Source organism: Planctomycetaceae bacterium (assembly GCA_041398825.1).
Classification (GTDB): domain Bacteria; phylum Planctomycetota; class Planctomycetia; order Planctomycetales; family Planctomycetaceae; genus F1-80-MAGs062.
This window is the reverse complement of record JAWKTX010000006.1, coordinates 352,662-372,693: the sequence shown is the minus strand read 5'-3', so window position 1 is coordinate 372,693 and position 20,032 is coordinate 352,662. Positions and strand designations below refer to the sequence as shown.

At 53.7% G+C, this 20,032-nt stretch carries 14 protein-coding genes and 1 pseudogene; 6 read left to right on the top strand and 9 right to left on the bottom strand.

Annotated features, from left to right (window positions below; genetic code table 11):
- Positions 1 to 175: 175 nt before the first annotated feature.
- Both R3C20_13460 and R3C20_13455 read right to left on the bottom strand, forming a co-directional pair.
- Positions 176 to 892 (bottom strand): polyprenol monophosphomannose synthase, encoded by a 717-nt coding sequence (locus R3C20_13460; protein MEZ6041507.1) that lies wholly within the window; start codon positions 890 to 892, stop codon positions 176 to 178.
- Complete coding sequence (locus R3C20_13455; GenBank protein MEZ6041506.1) at positions 889 to 2,253, bottom strand: SAM-dependent methyltransferase; 1,365 nt, start codon at positions 2,251 to 2,253, stop codon at positions 889 to 891. Before R3C20_13455 ends, R3C20_13460 begins: the two co-directional genes overlap by 4 nt.
- Before the next feature lie 225 nt (positions 2,254 to 2,478).
- On the opposite strand from R3C20_13455, the gene R3C20_13450 reads away from it, so the two are divergent.
- The 6 genes and pseudogenes from R3C20_13450 to tsaB all read left to right on the top strand — a co-directional run bounded on the left by R3C20_13450 (position 2,479) and on the right by tsaB (position 9,458).
- Positions 2,479 to 4,239: a flagellar hook-length control protein FliK gene (locus R3C20_13450; protein MEZ6041505.1), complete on the top strand. Its 1,761-nt coding sequence runs from the start codon at positions 2,479 to 2,481 to the stop codon at positions 4,237 to 4,239.
- Between the two features lie 32 nt (positions 4,240 to 4,271).
- Positions 4,272 to 4,877: pseudogene (locus R3C20_13445) on the top strand (flagellar hook capping FlgD N-terminal domain-containing protein).
- Between the two features lie 28 nt (positions 4,878 to 4,905).
- Entirely contained in the window at positions 4,906 to 6,573 is a 1,668-nt protein-coding gene (locus tag R3C20_13440) for a flagellar hook-basal body complex protein (protein MEZ6041504.1), read from the top strand.
- A 411-nt stretch (positions 6,574 to 6,984) separates the two neighbouring features.
- Positions 6,985 to 7,737 carry a hypothetical protein gene (locus R3C20_13435; GenBank protein MEZ6041503.1) on the top strand — a complete coding sequence of 251 codons (753 nt, stop codon included), beginning with the start codon at positions 6,985 to 6,987 and terminating at the stop codon, positions 7,735 to 7,737.
- Complete coding sequence (lipA, locus tag R3C20_13430; GenBank protein MEZ6041502.1) at positions 7,715 to 8,755, top strand: lipoyl synthase; 1,041 nt, start codon at positions 7,715 to 7,717, stop codon at positions 8,753 to 8,755. Before R3C20_13435 ends, lipA begins: the two co-directional genes overlap by 23 nt.
- 1 nt (position 8,756) lies before the next feature.
- Positions 8,757 to 9,458, top strand: a complete 702-nt coding sequence (tsaB, locus tag R3C20_13425; GenBank protein ID MEZ6041501.1) for a tRNA (adenosine(37)-N6)-threonylcarbamoyltransferase complex dimerization subunit type 1 TsaB — start codon at positions 8,757 to 8,759, stop codon at positions 9,456 to 9,458.
- Positions 9,459 to 9,512: 54 nt separating this feature from the next.
- Here tsaB and R3C20_13420 read toward each other — a convergent pair whose 3' ends face one another.
- The 7 genes from R3C20_13420 to R3C20_13390 form a co-directional block, all read right to left on the bottom strand.
- Entirely contained in the window at positions 9,513 to 9,935 is a 423-nt protein-coding gene (locus R3C20_13420) for a hypothetical protein (GenBank protein MEZ6041500.1), read from the bottom strand.
- Between the two features lie 241 nt (positions 9,936 to 10,176).
- A complete protein-coding gene (locus R3C20_13415) occupies positions 10,177 to 11,157 on the bottom strand; it encodes a DUF1559 domain-containing protein (GenBank protein MEZ6041499.1) in 981 nt (326 codons plus the stop codon).
- A 227-nt stretch (positions 11,158 to 11,384) separates the two neighbouring features.
- Positions 11,385 to 12,950, bottom strand: coding sequence for a sulfatase-like hydrolase/transferase (locus R3C20_13410; protein MEZ6041498.1), 1,566 nt, complete (start codon positions 12,948 to 12,950; stop codon positions 11,385 to 11,387).
- 224 nt (positions 12,951 to 13,174) lie between these two features.
- Positions 13,175 to 16,384, bottom strand: a complete 3,210-nt coding sequence (locus R3C20_13405; protein ID MEZ6041497.1) for an efflux RND transporter permease subunit — start codon at positions 16,382 to 16,384, stop codon at positions 13,175 to 13,177.
- A gap of 175 nt (positions 16,385 to 16,559) precedes the next feature.
- Complete coding sequence (locus R3C20_13400; protein ID MEZ6041496.1) at positions 16,560 to 18,158, bottom strand: efflux RND transporter periplasmic adaptor subunit; 1,599 nt, start codon at positions 18,156 to 18,158, stop codon at positions 16,560 to 16,562.
- Between the two features lie 239 nt (positions 18,159 to 18,397).
- Positions 18,398 to 18,898, bottom strand: coding sequence for a hypothetical protein (locus tag R3C20_13395; GenBank protein ID MEZ6041495.1), 501 nt, complete (start codon positions 18,896 to 18,898; stop codon positions 18,398 to 18,400).
- A gap of 230 nt (positions 18,899 to 19,128) precedes the next feature.
- Positions 19,129 to 19,866 (bottom strand): DUF2071 domain-containing protein, encoded by a 738-nt coding sequence (locus R3C20_13390; GenBank protein MEZ6041494.1) that lies wholly within the window; start codon positions 19,864 to 19,866, stop codon positions 19,129 to 19,131.
- Positions 19,867 to 20,032: the final 166 nt, after the last annotated feature.

Sequence of the window (20,032 nt, the reverse complement as noted above, 5' to 3'; positions counted from 1 at the left end):
AATCCCCGACAAGTATTGACGCGGCCACATTCGAATTGCAAGCGCATGAGATTCCGCGCGAAATTGGGCGCAGGTTCTGACCGACGCGTCAGATCGGGTAGCGTAGGCGGGGGATGAGGCTGACGGATCTTTCTTATGCCGCGGCGCGTTGTAGCAGACAGCAACTCCTGATCGTTTAGTCCTGCCGAAGCAGCCGACGGTAACCCATTTTCAGGATATCGATCACAGCTGTCATCGCTTCGTACATATTGATCTTGGTTGTACCGAATCGCCGATCTTCGAAGCGGATCGGTGTTTCTGAGAAGCTGCACCCAGCCCGCGAGAGACGGTAAAGGATCTCTTCCTGAAAGGCATATCCTTTTGATACGGTTTTTGACCAGTCAACCATCGCCAGACAGGGAACCCTGAAACACCGAAAGCTGCCACTGTTGTCTCTGGTCCTCAATCCTAACAACAGCCTGGCCCAGAGATTAATTGTGCGGCTCATCAGATGCCGTCGAAGACTCCATCCAACGACACCGCCGCCCGCGACATATCGTGAGCCGATGACAACATCCGTTTTTTTGATTTCCGACAACATCTCAGGAATATGGCGGGGCTGGTGGCTGAAGTCCGCATCCATATTGATCAGCAGTTCAAACTGATGCTCAATACCGTACTGGAATCCCGCAACGGTGGCAGTGCCAAGCCCCAGTTTTCCTTCTCGATGGATGATTCGAATCTGAGGATTTGATTCGGACAATTGATCCACGTACTGACCTGTGCCATCAGGCGAATTATCATCGATTACGAGAATGCAGATGTCTGGAACTGTGCTCAGCAATTCGGGTATGAGCAATTCAATGTTTTCTCGTTCATTGTAAGTACAGAGTGTGATCAGCGTTCGATTCATGACGGAAGCAGCATTCGCTCCAGCTTCAGCGGCGGTATATTCAGTAAATGTCGCATGTGAGTGAGTCGTTCGATTGCAGATTGACGCCGTGTTGCATCCGTCGCGTTCTTCCGGCGAATGGCCCGGATCAGGATATTTTTCGGAGTATGCTCCATATCGATGAACTCAATCAGCGATGCATCATAACCGACCCCGTCCAATACCTCAGCCCTCATTGCATCCGTTGTCATCGCCGCGAATCTCTCTCGCAGGATCCCGTGCTCAGTCAGCACGGGAAGTGCATTCCCAGCCATCACGCCAGCCAATTCATGCTGACAGCAGGGAACGGCCAGTATAACGTTTGCCTCCCACGCGACGGCCTGCTGGATGGCATCGTCTGTCGCCGTGTCACAGGCATGCAAAGAGATTGCCAGGTGCACGGCCCCGGATGGCTGATACCCCGCAATTTCTCCCACTTCGAAACGGATTCCCGCCAGATTCAGCTTCCTCGCGATCGCTTCACAGGTCGCAACCACATCGGCACGGCGGTCTAAGCCAACGATTTCGCAATCGCGATTGAGAATTTGTTTGATTAAGTGATGCGTGGCGAAAGTCAGGTAACTTTTACCGCTTCCAAAATCGACTACGCGAAGCCCCTCCTGCGGCAGGGAGTCCACGACATCATGTATGAACTCGAGATACCGATTGATCTGTCGGAACTTGTGATAGTGACGGGCGCGGACCTGCCCGGATTCCGTCATGATTCCTGTATGGACAAGGAAGGGCACCGGGGTTCCATCCGGAATTAAATACGCACGCTTTCTGTTGTGATCGGACTGCGTTGTTGTCAGTGAGGCGGAGTCATCAATCTCTTTGCGACGAGATTTCCATAGTGTGTTCTTCTGCTTTGAATATTCAACAATTGCCGTACGACCAACAATCCGAAAATCCTGCCAGATAAAAGGAGAGAGCAACTGTTCCAGAGACGCAAGCGATGTATCAAAATCTGAGGGATTCAGGGGGATATTCGTATGGAATTCCTGCGTTTTCGTACGTCGTGCTACCTGCAGATGTTCTCCGGACTTCAGACGCACCAATCGCATATCGACTCGGGGGAATTCTGCCGTTTCTGACGATGGACGACTCAGTACCGCACGCTGAAAGATGACGTGTTTCAGACTTTCCGTCAGGGACTCCAGAAACAGAATAAGGTCTCCGTTCAGCGACGATTGACGGCGATCACCCCTCGTTCGAGGGTCTGGCTGATTAGGAATTTCCGATGCCACGGTCTGAACAGACTTTGATTGGTAGGGGCAGGTCATGGGATGAAGTCGCGTCGTGACGCGGGGGGGCATGATACGGTATTTGACCTGCAAAGCCACGCGGCACTCCCTTGTTCGAATCTCTAACGCGTTTGATTACGCGCGTTGTGCGGTTTATGTGGGTGCTTGTGCCCATGGGGATTCGTCGCAGTGCCCCATTTTCATGGCAATTCTTCGCCAGTGGCACTGCAGTGAAATGACGAAGGAAGAAGAACACGTTCCTGCAGCCGGATTCAAACTGCGAGGAACGTGGGTCTTCGTCGCGGACCCAGTTGGTACAGAATCATGACATCGCTGCTTCCAATTCCTGTTACAAACTCAATTCCCGTCCTTCGGGGAGCTGAAGGCATCGATCGTTCCGTGGAACGCGACACTATTCGGACTCCGACCACTGCTTCGGAGAAGGAATCCGACAGGTCATCGGATCGTGAGCGGGCGCGACAACGAGCCGAACGACGCGAAGCGAGTGCGGCGGACGAACGAAAGCGCGCTGAAAAAGGAACACGTCCGAGGAAAGAGCATTCATGCAAATGTGAGTTTCAGTTACTGCTGATTAACGCAAACACAGCGGCAACGGCTGTTCAAAAGCCGACGGTGGGATCCGGCGAAGATTCAAACCACATCGCTAGTTTCGTCCAGACAATTTCGCACGGGGATCAGCAGAAGCAAAGTAACAAGAACAGCGACGCTCAGCCGAAACTACCAGGAATAAACGGCGCAGTGCTGACTGAGGGACAATCAAATGCAGAGCAGCCATCACTCCCGTTGCTGAAGACCAAATCAGCAACGTCTTCGTCCACGAACTTTGTACCATTAACAAAGTCGGCCGTGGGAAGCAGACCAGCGATCGCAACACTTGATTCAGACGTGCAGAATTCTGGGCATGTACCGGAGGTCAACGATTCACCCGAACATGTGTCAGCCCACACGAATGTTCATCGTTTGATCAGTCCTTCTGCGGCGGCATCAACGGTGGATGCCGGCGATGCCTCGCAGGGGGCTCCGGTACATTCGTTGGAGCGAATTCTGGAGGGGTTGAAGGACGGATCCATTCCATTTCAGATCGAGGCGCTAAGGACAAGTCCCGCTGATCAGGCCCGAGCAGAAGGGCTGCGTCTGGCACGCGAGGGCAACCTGAACATCAGAGCGATTCCTGGCGCGAACGAAGGTCACCATTCCGTTTTTAACAGGCACCATGGTGGTTCGAACTTTGGGGATTCGAGTTCCAGTCCTCAATTGTGGAACAACCTCCGTTCGTCCCCGCGGTTGCCGGAGAAATCAGAAGTTTCGTTCGCGAGGCTTGCCGACGCTGTTGGCCGGGATATCGGCCGCATCGTATCGATGAACGGTCGTGGCGCGACGGGTCGCCCTTCTGCGATCAATCCGGCCATCGCAGCCGATCCATTGCGGGCCATGTCTGCAATGATTCCCAATTCCATTCAATTCGATCGCCCCAGTCCGACCTCTGATGGGCGTCAGACAACGGATGCGAAAGTACCGAGCACAGACGATGCGGCGGCCCCGGCGTCATTTAACAAAGTCATTGTCGGCCCGGCGGGAAATTCCATCGGGGAATCGGTCACGGCGGAATTACGGCAACCTCTGTCTGCTCAGGTTTCCCGAGCAATCTATGAATACGTCCACAAACAGCACCGAACAGATCCATCGTCAATGACGATGCGTTTGGATCCTCCCGACCTGGGAGAACTGGTGATCCAGATGAGTCGGACAGAACAGGGCCTGAACATTCGCGTAACCGCCCTCGAGCCTGTGACGATGGACATGTTACAGGCACGCGGAAGTGAAATTGAACAGCAACTGCGGAACAGTGAAATGGGGCTGTGTTCGCTTGATTTCCTGTCGGCAGACACCAACGGCCATCACGGACGCGGGCACCATCCCCATGGGGATGGTCATCCCGACTCGCATCGAGGCATTTCGCGGACGGGGCGCCGCGCGGTTCGAAATGCCTCTGAGTCTGATCGTAGTGTTTCGGCAAGGGACCATCGATCAGGCGAGAACGACCGGCTGAGTTTTCGAGCCTGAATGAATCCTGAGTTTCATCCCACAAATCAGTTGAGCAGAAAATGGCGAGCACATCATTTACGGCGGAATCCGGGCGCAGCGAGTTCCTGCAACTGTTCACCACCACACTGAAAAACCAGGATCCACTCGATCCAACCAAACAGGAAGATTTCCTGCTTCAACTCGCTCAATTTTCCATGGTTGAGGGGATTGAAACACAGAATACGAAACTCGACAAGTTGATCGAACTTCAGTCCTCGCCGCCAGAGGAACCCGCGACCGCGCTTGCAATCGGCGACACCGCGTGGCTGGGAAAGAAAGTGGGATGGCAGGACCCGGAGGGCAACTCTTATTCGGGCATCGTATCAGGCGTTATTCAGCGGAGTGGCAGCGTGATGGTGACCGTGAATGGCGAATCCGTTCCTGTGAAAGACATTAATACGATCAGCGAAGTCCCGTCATCGTCGCAGAACAACTTCGACGACCTCTCGGTGGCATCATCATTGCTGGGCAGGACGGTGCAGATTCGTGGTGGAGTCTCAGGCGTTGTAGATACAGTCGCAAGGTTCGGCGAGAGCGTAAGGATGTCCATCGCAGTGCCCAATCAGACGGAACATATCGCTGCTTCACTGGCTGACATTACCGGCGTCTTAAACTAAGTCGCAATAAAATAAAGGGTATTGAGCGATGGCAAATTCACTCCTGACCGGAATCTCCGGACTTCGCGGGCATCAAAAGATGCTCGAAGTGATCGGCAATAATCTTGCAAACCTGAATACGACAGCATTCAAATCCTCGCGTGCTTTGTTTTCAGACTTGATGTACGAACTTCAGCGTGGTTCCACGTCTGCCTCTACCGGCTTGCTGGGCAGCGTGAATGCTGTTCAGATTGGTACCGGAAGTCGCATTTCGCTTGTCGATCTGAACTTCTCACAGGGCAATCTGGAAGCCACCGGGCAGGACCTGGATGTGGCCGTCGATGGCGGCGGGTTCTTCGTTGCGACTTCGGGCGAAAAGACTTACTACACACGAGCGGGGTCTTTCTCGCTGGATGAGAACGGCTATCTTGTGGACGCATCCACGGGGAATCTGATCAAGCGATTTGGAACCGTTGGAGAACCGGACGGAGTGAATCCATCCTTCCAGACTCCGGGCGACGATCGATTGCTGGTGCCGAAGGGCGTTGCAATTCCGGGTAAAGTCACTGACGAAATTACAGTTGGTGGCAACTTTCCGTCGACAGCCACAGGGCCGGTAGCTCAGAGGCTCCGACTTTCGGTTCCGCTCACTAAGGGCGGCACGGCAGCGAGCGGAACGGATTTTCTGAATGATCTCGACGGAAGCGTCATTCCGTATGTCGCAGGCGACAAGCTGATTCTTGGTGGCACACGATCTGACGGTACTCCACCATTTCCGTCTGAGATTTCGGTGGATGGCACAACAACCGTGGCCGGTCTGATGACTGAATTGCAAACGGCATACGGTGATGCAACGTTCAGTCTGGATTCGCTGGGACACATCGAAGTCACGGCTGGCAGCACCGGCCCTTCATCGCTGGACGTGTCGATTGAAGATATCCCGGGGAATATCGGTGATTTTGATTTCAGAACCTACAGCTTTATCACACGATCGGTCGGTAAGAATGCCGACTCCTACTATCGAGCCACCGAAGTGTTCGATGAACGTGGAGTGGGGCACGCGGTCAATCTGAAATTTACGAAAAGAGCGGACAACGACTGGGATATGGAAGCCGTCATCGATCCCACGGAAGGGGTCATGCTGGATAATTCCGTTCAGGGTATCGCCTTCAACAAGGATGGTTCTTTTCAGCAGGTGAAAGGGACCGCGTCCGGGGATATTGATATCACCTTTCAATTTGACAATGTACCTTCCCCGCAGACAGTGACCCTTTCCTTTGGCGAACCAGGCTCTTTCGAAGGTCTGACCGAAGCAGGCTCACGCGCATCGCTTTCTGCCGCTGCAAATGGATATGAGCCAGGGCAACTTTCCGACGTACAGATCGACTCCGACGGTACAATCTTTGGCCTGACCAGCAACGGACTGATGCTGGCACTTGGCCAGCTTGCCATCGCGTCGTTTCGTAATGTCGATGGACTTGTCAGTGCCGGAAACAACTATTACGAGGCATCGCTTGCCAGCGGGGAAGCCGTTATTGGGAACGCTCTGAACGGAGGCCGTGGTGCCATCAGAGCCGGACAGCTCGAAGGCTCAAATGTCGATCTGGCTCTGGAATTTACGCGACTGATTGTTGCTCAGAGGGGCTTTTCGGCCAATGCGCGAACAATCACTGTGACCGATGAAGTCCTGAAAGAGCTGACCACAATTATTCGATAGCGAACTCCACTGCTGGCCCTGTGATCTGATTTGGTATCCCTCCGGATCGTCATCCGGGGGCCGGATCACCCGGCTTCGAGCCGAATTACAGACGTTTTGCACGTGACAGAATCAGCAGGCCACGCCAACGCCTGACAGGTGCTTTACCCCTCGCTACGCGTTCCTGGATGCAATTTTACGCGGCCGCCCAGCATGGGATCGGCATACCATGCCTGAGAATCAGACCTGGAATAGCGGATCCCTGCTTCGAATCTGAATGGAACCACAGACTTCCGTTGGGTTGAAGTCGTTGTGCGTGGTAGAATCACGGCATGTCGGCATGATGCCGTTTTCTTACCGGGTGACCACCCTGACTAACAGGTTGCGCCTCGGTGATCGTCGCTCGGTCCATCCCGTATTATTTCAACCCGCATGACCATCGATTGGGAAGCATTTACCAGTAAGACCGCAACCATCGCGGAAGTCCGACTCCTCGGACTTGTCGACGTGATGTCAGTGCTGGCGCTGCAGAAACTGATGGTGCATGAAGTACGCTCCCAAAGTCGTATCAATGCGGCCATCCTGATGTGCGAGCATCCACCGGCTGTGACGATGGGGGCAGACAGCAACCTGCTGGAACTGCCGGCAGATCCACGAGAGCTGGAAGCACGATTAATTTCGGTTCACCGCGTCAAACGCGATGGCCATGCGATCCTGCACCAACCCGGGCAACTGATCGCCTATGTCGTGATTTCGCTTCCGGAGTGTGGAATGAACGCAGCGGAATACCGGGACCATCTCCTTCGTGCGGTTGTACTGTCATGTCGAGAGCAGCAGGTTTCAGCCCGCCCCGGTCTGACGGACGATTCCGTGGTTGAAGGTCGACACGGAGTGATCAGCGAAATCGGCATTCGTGTCGAAGACGGTGTTACGAGTTTTGGGATCTGCCTGAACGTAAGCAGTCGACTTGATGAACAGCGAGAGATTGGTCGGGGGTTGCTCGGGCAGAAAATCTCATCTCTCGACGCAGAGCGAGTGCGGCCCACTCAAATGTCACAAGTACGGGCGTCGCTGATTCAGAATTTATGTGAAGAACTCGGCTACCCTGAATATCATATTCATTCGGGGCATCCATTCCTGAAGAGAACCAGGGTGCAGGTCAATGACAAGTTTACCGATCATTAATCCGTCTGATTCCGGCTCATGCTCGTCGGGTGGGCAGTGCAGCAGTGGATCAGACTGTTGCTCCGCCACGGCGAATCCTGAAGTATCGAGTCAGCTGCAGGCTTCCAATCCGACGGGGCACGTTCGACGTTTGCCGAGATGGCTGAAACGGCCGTTGCCTCAGGCTGGCATGGCATACACGAATGATGTCATCGAAGACCTGAAACTGGAGACGGTTTGCGAAAGTGCTAAATGCCCGAATCGCACAGAATGCTGGTCGCAGAAAACCGCCACATTCATGATCGGCGGAAACGTCTGCACTCGCCCGTGCGGCTTCTGTTCGGTACCACGTGGCAAGACAGAACAACTTCAGATTGATGAACCTGAACGTGTTGCTGAAGCAGCTGAACGGCTGGGCCTCAAATATGTCGTGATCACATCCGTCACGCGAGATGATCTGAAAGACGGCGGCGCAGAGCACTGGTACCAGACGGTCCTTGCGGTCCGCCGCCGAACGGGAGCTCAGGTCGAAGTGCTGACGCCAGACTTCATGGGAAACCGCGCGGCTATCAGCCGCGTCATCGAATCTCAGCCGGACGTGTTTAATCACAACACAGAAACAGTCCCGCGGCTTTATCATCGTGTTCGAAGGAATGCTGAGTACCAGCGAACGTTAGACCTGCTGAGTCAGGTTCGAAGCGAAGCTCCGAAAATGCCAACGAAAAGCGGCCTGATGCTGGGTTTGGGTGAAACTCGGGAAGAATTGATTCAGGTCTTCGCCGATCTGCGCGCTGTCGACTGTGATATTCTTACGCTCGGCCAGTATCTTCAGCCAACTCCCGATCACCTTCCCGTCGAAAGATATCTGCCGCCGGAGGAATTCAACGAGCTTGGGCAAATCGCTCGCGAAATGGGCTTCCGAATGGTCGCCAGCGGACCTTTTGTTCGCAGTAGCTATCATGCTGGCGAGATGACGGATTCGATGGATACCGGCGTTCAGCCGTTCATCTTCAATGAGATACTTTCGGTCGGTGAATAGCGTGCATCAGCCACCGAATGGTACCAATGGTGAGGCTGGCTATCTGCTGGCTGTGGAAACGTCCGGAATGATTGGTTCCATCGCGTTGCGAAGCGATGATGGTGAGATCATTGAACTCCTTCTGGATTCAGAAGGACGCCGACACGCCCAAACTCTTGTGGCGGATGTTCAAAGGCTGCTGTGCGAGCAGGGTGTTACTCCGGGGGAAATTCACACCGTCGCAGTGAGCATCGGGCCGGGCAGCTTTACCGGGCTTCGCGTGGGGCTGACATTCGCAAAGACGTTTGCCTGGATCAACAAAGCGTCACTGGTGACCGTCGACACATTGCAGGCAATTGCACAGCAGGTCCCGGCTGATATCCCGGTCGTTGCCGCCATTAGCGATGCTCAGCGTGGCGAATTGTTCTGGAACGAATACGGCTTTGATCCCGAAAGTCAGCTGCGCTGTTCAAACCACCCCGTCACCATCATTGGCCCGGGGCAGCTATCTACGAGTATTCCACTTTCCGGGCCCGCACTGACGAAACAGGTTTCTCTCAACGATCGATTTCAAGTTGTCGACGCCAGGTTCTGGCAGCCGCGAGCATACACGGTCGCACAGATCGGAGCCGCTCAGCGACTGAAGGACGTTGTCGAAAACGTGAACGCTCTGGAACCGCTGTACATCCGCCGCAGTTACGCGGAAGAAAAGCGGCAGCCGTAGGAAAGATTTGGGCATTTCCAACGGCCTGAGGCCTGCTTTGAGCGTCGGACTGGATCAGCTATCAAGATCCAGTTGCAGATCCTTCGTACCTTCTGCCGTGATTTCCACGATCAGGTCGGTGGTGTCCGGGTTGGAGTACTTGGCGTTCAGTCGAGGTTTTTCCAGCAGCTGAATTTCGTTTCCATCAGCTTCCGGGAAGCCTTCCGGGCCATTCGCAACAGCCACGGTCACCTTGCACTTACCAACAGGAGCTCCGTTGCGACCATTTGTCTTCACGGTATATTTGCCGTTCGCATCAGCCAGGCCAATGCCTGACGGACCAGATTCGGGATGGAAGGTCACAACCGCTTCAGGAAGTGGCTGGCCATTCAGCATGACCACTCCGCTCACTGGGGCCGTCGCGGGAGCGTCACTCGCCTCACCGCAGCCAGCAATGCTGCACAAGCAAAGGAATGAAGTCAGGATTGCACGATTCATGGACATCTACCGTGTTACGATTGGTTAAAAAAATGAGCGGGCGATGCAGAGTCGCCCGCCGTTGAACCATTCCCCGTCCGCGCAGGGAGAACTCAGCCGCAAGGGCCGAATGCGAGGTACGCTTCAGCATTCCGAAGAAGCTGGCTGTCCGTTGAAAAACCAGGACAGGCACGAAGGACGACTGGAAACCATGGTTTTTTATGGTCTCCTGCTCGAGCCAGTCCCGTTTTTCAACAGGCTGCTAGAATTCGCCGACTGTCTCGCCGCCTGCAATGGTCGCGATACTTCGGTACAGGTTGAGGTCGATGTTTTCACTGATGAATTTCACGGATCCATCGCACAAAGCAAATTGCCCGCCACCAACATGCTGACTCTTGAATGAATAGTTGTTCGGCCAGTCGCCTGCACAGTTTACCAAACCCTGATCCTTGGTGACATTGGCGGCGCCGGCACAGACCCCGGGGGCATTCAGTGGAATTGAACACGTTGCCGTACTTCCGTTGAACCACCACCACCAGGTATGCGTACAGTAGCGAGCAACCACTTCACCGATCGCAAGTGTATTGCTGGTCCCGTCAGTGATCTTGCTCATGTTATTTGAGTAGGGAAATCCATTGCCCCGGAACAAGATACCGTTTCCTCGATCCAGTCCGTTGTTTGAGGTCCCCCACCGCGTGTTGTTGAATGCTGCTGGCGACGTCCAGCTGCCCCACGCCCAGTTGGCTCCTGCAACACCCTTGTAACTGTTGACCGCCCAGGTGCCACCATAATTCGCTCGACCACCCAATAGTGCATCACTGGTGTCGGACGGACAGCGAAATGCCGGAATCGGTTGTTTTGCAACCCATCCATTGCTTGGGTTGACGGGAGTGACGGTGTTCGGGGTCGGTGACCGAGGATCGTTGTTAATTCCGAAGTTAGGGTCCACCTGATTAAACAGGTTCGCCTGTTCAATGTAGGGTAGAATTCCAACCAGCCAGCTCATGGTTGTGTTGTCGAGTGTGAACGTGGTGCTGTAGTTGATTGGGAAATGATTGTAGACGTCGTGGTAGTTGTGAAGCGCCAGTCCCAGTTGCTTCAAATTGTTCTTACATTGTGTGCGTCTCGCTGCTTCGCGAGCTTGTTGCACTGCCGGGAGTAAGAGGGCAATCAGGATTGCAATAATGGCGATGACGACTAACAACTCAATGAGAGTGAAGCCGCGCCGGTTGAGACTCTTCATCAATGAAATCCTTCGAAGCAGTTTAGAAGCACAGAGATAAACTTTCATCCACTACGGACTGGTTGACAGGTTTAGCAACTGCGCACGGAAGTCGCAATTGCGCCGTTAACTTAAACAGCGATAATGCCCCAGTTCGGCGCAACAGCCGGACCGGCCCGTCGTGCGGGAGACACTCCTTCCGATGTGCTTTCCTGATTCAGGAGGCGTATTCAACGAACGCACAACGGCTATTGAGGTAACTGTGGCTGATCCCAAAGTCTGTATGGATCGTCCAGCCGAACCTGTTCCGCCAGAAGAGCCGCCTCAAGCTGAAGACGCTTTGCCGCAAATCGCGGGTCATCCGCGAGATTTTTTTGATGGGGCAGCGGAGTATTTCCCGTGATCGAAATCACCGTCGATGCATGATGATCGCCCAGCAGTTCGAAAGGGTTCTCGTTCAGATTGAACAACTGGGTTTCACGAACCTGTCCATCCATGACATCATATTTGATCAGTTTCCATCCATCGGCTGTCTTGACGCTCCTCATCCCCGGTTTTGTGCCCCCACAATACACCCCGTAGAGTGTGTCGCGGATCCGATTCTGGCTGCCATCAAGCACATTTCGAAAGCTCAGACCTTCCATCTTTTCCGGGCGATGAATTCCGGCCAGATCACACATCGTCGGCAACACATCCAGCAAATAAATAAACCCGGAGGCGCGACTTCCTGCCTTCACGCCGGGTCCACGTACAAGGAATGGAACCCGCCAGGTATGCTCGTAGAGATTCTGTTTTCCGGTAAGTCCATGCCGCCCAACTGCAATGCCGTGATCAGATGTGAAGAATACGTACGTATTATCCAATTCCCCCGTTTGCTGCAGGAGATCCAGAACGCGTCCAACCTGCACATCGATATTTTCAATGCAGGCATACTCGCGTCCAAGTTCATTACGAATGGTCGCTTCCGAGCGATCTGTCAGAACCCCCTGCACCGTCGTTTCATCGCGCAGGCCGGGGTGGCCATGGTGAAAAGGGTGAGCCGGAAGATATTCAACAGGTAGCGGCGGCGCCGCGGGGTTCAGTCGAGATGGCGGCTGTCTGAGATTCTCTGCTCCATACTTCTTCAGTAGCTCTGGTTTGCCATTGCGAGGGTCGTGCGGGTGAGAGAATCCAAGGAACATCAGGAAAGGATCGTCGTCGCGGTCAGCAATTCGCTGCTTCAGAAAATCAACCGCACGGTCTCCATGCCACTTACTTCCATTCTCATCGTCACCTTCCCGTTTGTCGGCCTCGTGAAGAACTTTGAATTTTTGGTTGGCTGGTCCAAATGTATTTCCTTTTTTACAGGTTCTGAACGTATCGTAGCCTGCATTGTTGAAGAGAGCCGCCATGCTGTTTCCGGCAGCTTCTTCAATGAAGTCTGGTGACGCCTGCGGATCATCTTGCTTCGCATTGCGCCCACTTCTGCGGTGTGGAATTCGCCACACGGTTCGGCCTGTCATGATCATCGTCCGGGACGGCAAACAAACAGCTCCTGTGTACGACCCCATGTGATGGGCGTCTACAATCGTCATGCCTTCCGTTGAGATCCGGTTGATGTTTGGCGTCTGGCAAACATTGTTCCCGTAGGTGCTCAGAGTGTACGGGGACTGATCGTCTGTCAGAATGAACAGGAAATTGGGTCGCTCGGATGCAATGGCCCCGGTCGTCAGGCAAAACACAGACAGAATCAGTCGTCGAATCAGTGCCTGAATCCGTCTTCCGGGAGGCAAGGTTCGTACACAGTCATATCCGGCCATTTGATTCGTCTCCATCGCTTCCCGGCGAAGTTTCCCAGTTCGATATCAATGGTAGTTACCTGAGATGAATGGGAACTACCTGAGCCAACTCGCCAATGGAGTCGCTTGATGAACAGGTTACCGAAACCATTGAATATTGCACACCAAACCGAATTCATCAGTGGGGGTACTGTTTGAAGTTGAATTTGAAGCCGCCCTTTCCACGCATTTGTTGAACGGCACAGTAGATCGTTCCCCGATCAGAATTCCTGTTCGCTTGAATCAATCACGCTTCTGGCCGACTTAAGTCCGAACAGCCAGAAGAGTGCCGGATGCACGAAGAAATCCAGCATCGTGGAACTAATTAATCCACCCAGAATGACCGTGGCTACAGGGTAAAGAATTTCTCGTCCGGGCTGACCAGGCGACATCACGAGTGGAACCAATCCAATTCCGGACGTCAGCGCCGTCATCAGGACGGGAACAAGTCGCTCCTTTCCGGCTCGGATAATCATGGATGAATTTAGTTGTTCGCCCTCGTGCTGAACCAGGTGCAGGTAGTGGTTCAGCAGCAGGATTCCGTTTCGTGAAGCGATTCCGGCCAGCGAAATGAATCCTACCATGGCAGCAATCGTGAGCGTCTGACCTGTCCACACAAGAGCAGCAACACTGCCGATGAAAGCCATCGGAAGCGCGGCCATCACCTGAAGTGACAGATTGACGGAACGAAACATGCTGAAGAGAACGAGAAAAACGGCAAACATCGATACGAGAAACAAGGCACCAATCACGCGACTGGCTGCCTGCTGACTCTCGAATTGTCCGCCATATTCGATGAAATAACCCTCCGGCATATCCTCGTTAAGTTCCGCAAGGGCGGCCTGAATGTCTCCCACAACGTCCACCACGCCTCGTTCGCTGACATTGCACTGAATCACCATTCTTCGCCGGACATTTTCCCGATTGATTGCATTTGGCCCGCCTGACGGAATGATGGAAGCAACCGCAGACAGAGGAACATGACCGCCGTCAGGCAGTTCGATCGTTAGCCGTTCCAGCACGGTCTTATCTTCCCGAAAGCGATCATCAAGGCGAACCAGCAGGTCGAATGTACGCTGGTCGGCAAGAACCTCTGAAACAACTTCGCCGTTCATGGCGGTCTGAATAAATTGATTGACGTCCGCCATGTTCAAGCCGTACTGCAGCAATTTGTCGCGATCCGGTTTGATGCGTAGCTGGGGAATCACAACCAGTGGTTCAATCATTAGATCTTTGACTCCGGCGACGGTGCTGATCTTCTGCTGTGCGGTATTGGCCAGGCGACGAAGCACGTCCAGATCATCACCGTAGATTTTGATTCCAATCTGAGCTTTCACACCACTCAACATGTGGGAGATCAAGTGGGCCAGCGGTTGTTCCACGGCGGTCACAATCCCGCGAATGTCAGCCATCGCCTCGCGGATTTCTTCAAGCTGCTCTTCGCGACTGCGGGGGGATGAAGGATTCAGTTCGATGATGAATTCTGTCATGTTGACGCCTTCCGCGTGCTCATCCAGTTCAGCACGTCCGGTGCGCCGACTACAGCGAACAATGTCTTCAATTTTCTGCAAACGCGTTTCCACGACCTCATTGATTTCATTGGAGGTTCGCAGCGACGTGCCCGGCGGCAGCACCACGTTCAGCTGAATCACACCTTCATTGAACGGGGGCAGAAAGTCGCGGTCCAGGCGCACAACAAACATCGCAGCGACAGTCACTGCAATGGTGGTTGCAACCAGATTCAGGCGTGGCCAGGCGAGACTAAACCGAATCACGTGATCCGCCACCCGCTTCAGAATCCGAACAACAAATCCATCGATGTGTTCCGACTCACTTTTCTGACCTCCAAGCAACCAGTAAGAAAGCACGGGAGTTACTGTCAGCGAAACCAGCAGCGACGAAAGAATTGAGACAATGTAGGCGACTCCCATCGGAGCGAACAGCCGACCTTCCATACCCGTCAAAGCAAATAGTGGCAGGAAGACAAGAACGACAATCATGGTGCCAAAGACAATGGAATTTCTAATTTCACGGCTGGCTTCGTACACAACGTAAAGCGTGCTTTCGGGGCGTTCCTTTTCAGCATTCTCCTTCAGTCTCCGGAAGATGTTTTCAACGTCCACAATCGCGTCGTCGACAAGTTCCCCGATGGCGACCGCTAATCCTCCCAGCGTCATCGTATTGATGGACAAACCAAACAGATGAAACACAATGACGGTGATCGCCAGCGACAAGGGGATTGCCGTCAACGTGATCAGTGTTGTCCGCAGATTCAGCAGGAAAAGAAACAGAATGATGACGACCAGGATGCCACCATCTCGCAAAGCTTCCACAACATTCGCGATGGCACGTTCGATGAATGATCGCTGTGCATAGAGCGGCTCGATACGAATGTCTTCAGGCAGTGCCACTCGCAGGTCTTCGACGGCTTTTCTCACCGCCTGGTCGACAGTTCTGGTATCTGCATCCGGCTGCTTGTTGATGGTCAGCACGACGGCCTTTCCACCGGAGAAGGTTCCATCAGATTCGTTGCGAATAAACGCGGAACTGTCTCCACGTTTGACCTGTCCGGCTTCGACAATACGTGCAACCTGCGTCAAAGCGATGGGGCGACCATCATGAACGCTGACGACAACCTTTTCCAGGTCCTGAACTGTTTGCACGCGACCAATTGCACGGACAAGCAGTTCATTGGGACCCTGCTCGTCAAGATAGCCTCCCGTCGTGTTTACGTTGCTCTTCACGACCGCATCTCGAACCTCCTGCAAAGTCACACCCATTCGAATCAGAGCGTCCGGATCGATCAGTACCTGAAACTGCTTTCGCTGTCCCCCCATCGTAAAGACCTGTGAAACACCATCGATGCTGCGCAGCCGTTGAGCGACCACCCAGTCGGCGAGCGTACGCAGCTCCATGACGGATGTTCCCCCCTTCGCCGATTCAGGACCAGAGGAAGGAGAATCGCTTGAAAGATCATTCTTTGCTGAAGGATCGGCCCACATTCCAAGCATCACGATCTGCCCCATGATGGAGGAGATCGGTGCGAGTTGCGGACGGATCCCTGGCGGCAGACGATCCTGAACCAGCTGAATTCGCTCATTCACGACCTGCCGGTCAACGTAGATGTCTGTCCCCCAGTCAAACTCAACATAGATCACCGAAATCCCGACTCCCGATGAACTGCGGACCATCTGTACGCCGCTGGCTCCGTTGAGTGCCGTCTCCAACGGGAAGGTGATGAGTGCTTCAACTTCCTCTGGAGCTAACCCGGGGGCCTCGGTCATCACCGTGACACGCGGACGATTCAAGTCCGGAAACACATCGATGCTGGTTTGTGTCGAAAGCCACATGCCCGCACCACTAATCAGCACAGCGAAGCAAATGACTAGTAATCGCTGGTGTAGAGCGAAGCGAATGATCGCATTTAACATGATCTCGCATCCAATCGATGGAGTAATTCAACAAATCAGTTACTGATAAGTGGCAGATAAACTGCTGGCTGTCCGTTGAAAAACCGGGGCAGGCACGCAGGACGAACGGAAACCATCGTGTTTTAAGGTCTCCTGCTCGAGCCGGTCCCGTTTTTCAACAGGCTGCCAGCCACTGTTAGTGGTTGTGTCCGGCATGTGGATCCGCACCACCGCCAGCCTGGATCTTCATGGCAATCTGCATCTGATGGGCAGACTTCAACGCAACAACTGCCCCCGGTTTTAATTCTCCATCTGCGGCGATGACGACAGACCGCTGATCCGAGTAAACCACATGAACCGGTACTCGATCAAAGTGCCCACCGTACTGTCGGAAGACAAATGCCTCTGCACCGTCTCGCGCAACCGCATCAACGGGCAGAACAATCTGATCGACCCATTCTTCCATTGGCACACGCAACTGAAGTCGCTGACCAGGACGGTACTTCCAGACGACAAATCTCTGGTGTTCGTCGTTGAACTGATCTTCAAGAATCTCGTTCTTCAGGTCCACATAAAAGGGGAGCGTTCGGTTTTGAGTGTCAACCACATTTCCAATGTAAGACAGGTTCAGGTTGTTTAGTTCCTGCTTACCCTGTCCGGCGTCGAAGACTGCCATCAGCGGCCAGCCATTCTTTCGCGCATCGCTCAACCAATGAATGTCCTGTTCGAAAGCGTCGCCCTGAATGTAAAGTCTGCTGTAGTCAGCCACTGTACAAAGCATGTCACCGGCAGCGACCGCCTGCCCTTTGTGAACATTCAATTGCTCAATCACCAGTGGAACCATGGTCGCCTCCAGGGATTGGTCCAAGGCTTGATTCTCCTTATCAAGCCTTTCCTCCTGTTCATCCCGAAGCCTATCCGCCCTGGTCGCAGGTTGCTTTGAAATCGCGACCGGAATCATGGAATCGTCGGCCAGTTTCAGTTCGTCCCCATGATCATGTTCATCAATCATCGGCGCGAAAACACGTAATTCGCGCAGCAGTCTGCGTGATGTCTCGATCTCCGAAACCTGTCGGTCCGATAATCCATGCAGATGCAATGCTTCTCTCTGCGCGGTCAGCAGCGATTGCAGCTTGTCGATAGCATACTGTCGATCAAGCAGCGTCTTTTCGGACAGCGCTCCGCTTTGTGCAGCTGCTCGAAGCCGCTGCATTTCTGTCATCTCCACATCAAGCTCGCCAAGAGATTTCAGAAAATCCGTTTGCGATTGAACAAGGTCTTCGTGTGTTAATCGTATCTCGAACAACAATGTCCCGGGCATGACGGATTCGCCTGTCACCGCGTGCACATGCGTGATCACTCCATTCAACGGCGTGGCAACATGCACCTGAGTTCGCCCAGGGCGTGCTGCAATTATCGCGGGAACGGTGACGAAACGCCTGAAGTTCGTGAGCCTCACCATGTCGATGTAGTCACTTGTTAGCCCCAGGTTTTTTCTGGCCTGGGCCGAAAGTTCCAGCCCGGCATCCGCGGCACTGTGATCGTGTCCGGCATGTTCACTATCAGTATGCTTACCTCCAGCGTGATCATGCCCGCCATGATCTTCGCTGTGACTGTCAAGGGCCGAGGCCTGCGGTCGACGGGAGGAGATGACTCTGGAAATCGCCTGATCCAGGGTTGGATACCATTGGACGAAAGTGGCAGCTACAACAAGGCAAACCACGATCAGTGTCAACTGCACACCGCGTCGAACACGCGAAGCCTTTACTGCTGAAGCGTTATTGGAAGTACTCATCGGAATGTCTCCGTGGAAATGAATTGTGCGCAAACCAGCCTGACTGTTTGATTACAGATGCCAGCATATGATCGCCCGGGATGCGAAAGTTGTATCGCAGACCCAAGCAACCAATGTGCGTGCAGCCAGTGGGGCCGGAAGGAACGAAGGCTGCTGGCTGGTGAACCGGATTCGAGCTCACACCAACGAGGGCTAGTCGCGCCTGCTGGAGAGAGGCACGAGCAATCAATGCGGGGCTTCTAGACGCGCCAGACAGAATTCTGCGCACAACGCGACACAGCAGTGCCACTTTGTGCGTCCAGAATGACCAGATCGTGGGTGACACTGACAGCGCAATGCGTTGTGATCTCAGGCGTCAGGACGCACAGACGAGAGCAGACGGTATGGCCGCACAGCACGAGATCGACCGCGTGACGAATCGAATTCGCTGCAACCAGGCCACAGTCAAATCCGTCACATTCGTGAGGACACTGCGGACTATCAGGGACGTCCTGCCCACTCGCCGGGTTGGCGCGACTGGAACCGCAGGTCTGATGGCGATGACGACACGCGTGCTTCTGCCCCACAGTCTGGCGGAAATGACCGTCTGGTCTTGTTTTGGTCGCGGCCGGGGATGAATTCTCAGTGTCAACAGAGCTCAGGATACCCACGCATCGGTGGTGACTATGGTGCAGACAACAGCCCAGCAAGGCATGGGTTGCGAATGCAATCATCGTCGTAATGTTGAGCAAGGCAGACATCGAGTTGTCCAGAGACGCCGAAAAATATGCGTGACGCATCAAGAATCCACCATCGGTGTGATTCGTCAAGCATTTTGTTGCTTTCCACTTAAAAGATAAATGCCGTTTTTGACGAATCGCGGAAAACGAGACTCAAATGCCGAAGAGAATGGAGGTTTTCGAGGCATTCGCGTCATCATTCATTCGATGCCTCTATTTCATGCAGGCCATCGAGTAGACGCTGATTCACATCAGAGTTTCTGCAGGGGTGACACAACGACCTCAACGCCCGGCGAATGGGCTGCATGAACGGGCAGGCCATTATCGCATGTAATTCCTGAAGCTGTCAGCAGTTGCTGGGAGCACTCATGGACGGTGCACTTCCGGAACTGATATGGCACATGATGCACGCGTCCGGAATAGATTTCGCTACCTGTCTTTCCGGCTGCGAACAACAGGTAACGCTCCAGAAGGAAATGCTCGAGCGTGCCGTCCTGCGCTTCCTGAAGTTCTTCGGTGGGTTTGAATTCGATACGGATCTTGTAAGAGGTTGACTGTCGATCTGCTCGGGATCCAGTGTAGGTCCGGCTTTCATCTTTCCCGGTGGTGTCACTCAAACGTTTCAAGCGAGAGTAAAAGTAAGGAAGTCGCCAAAAAGTTCTCGCGACCCTGACCGCCAAGCGAGAATTTGCGTCCAGGCTAAAGAACCAAACGCCTGTGTCGCCGTTCGTATGCCTCACATACGTTCTGACGTTGGTTTCCAGAAACCATGAAATACCCGGAACGGCTGGTGCCCACCACGGACGAACTTTCTCCATCGAAAAAGGCACGATACCAACCCACGCGCTATGATCGAATGTCTCGACAGTCAATCCGGGCGGCAGCAGCTTTTGGATAGATTCTGGTTCAATTCTCCAGTGAAGAAAGGTCAGGTCGCTCCACGATTGGTATCCGGCAATGTTTTTCGGCAGCGTTCGTTGGTCATGCATTTGTGGTCTCCGTCGATTACCAAATGGCAACCGCAATTCACCATTCAGAATAACCAATGGAATCGCGGGCGATTCTCAGGGCTTGCATTCGAAACATTTGGAAAGGGATTTGATCCCGCAGACGCCTGCAGGCATCTCTGCGGGAGAAAAACGACTTGTCCTCGTC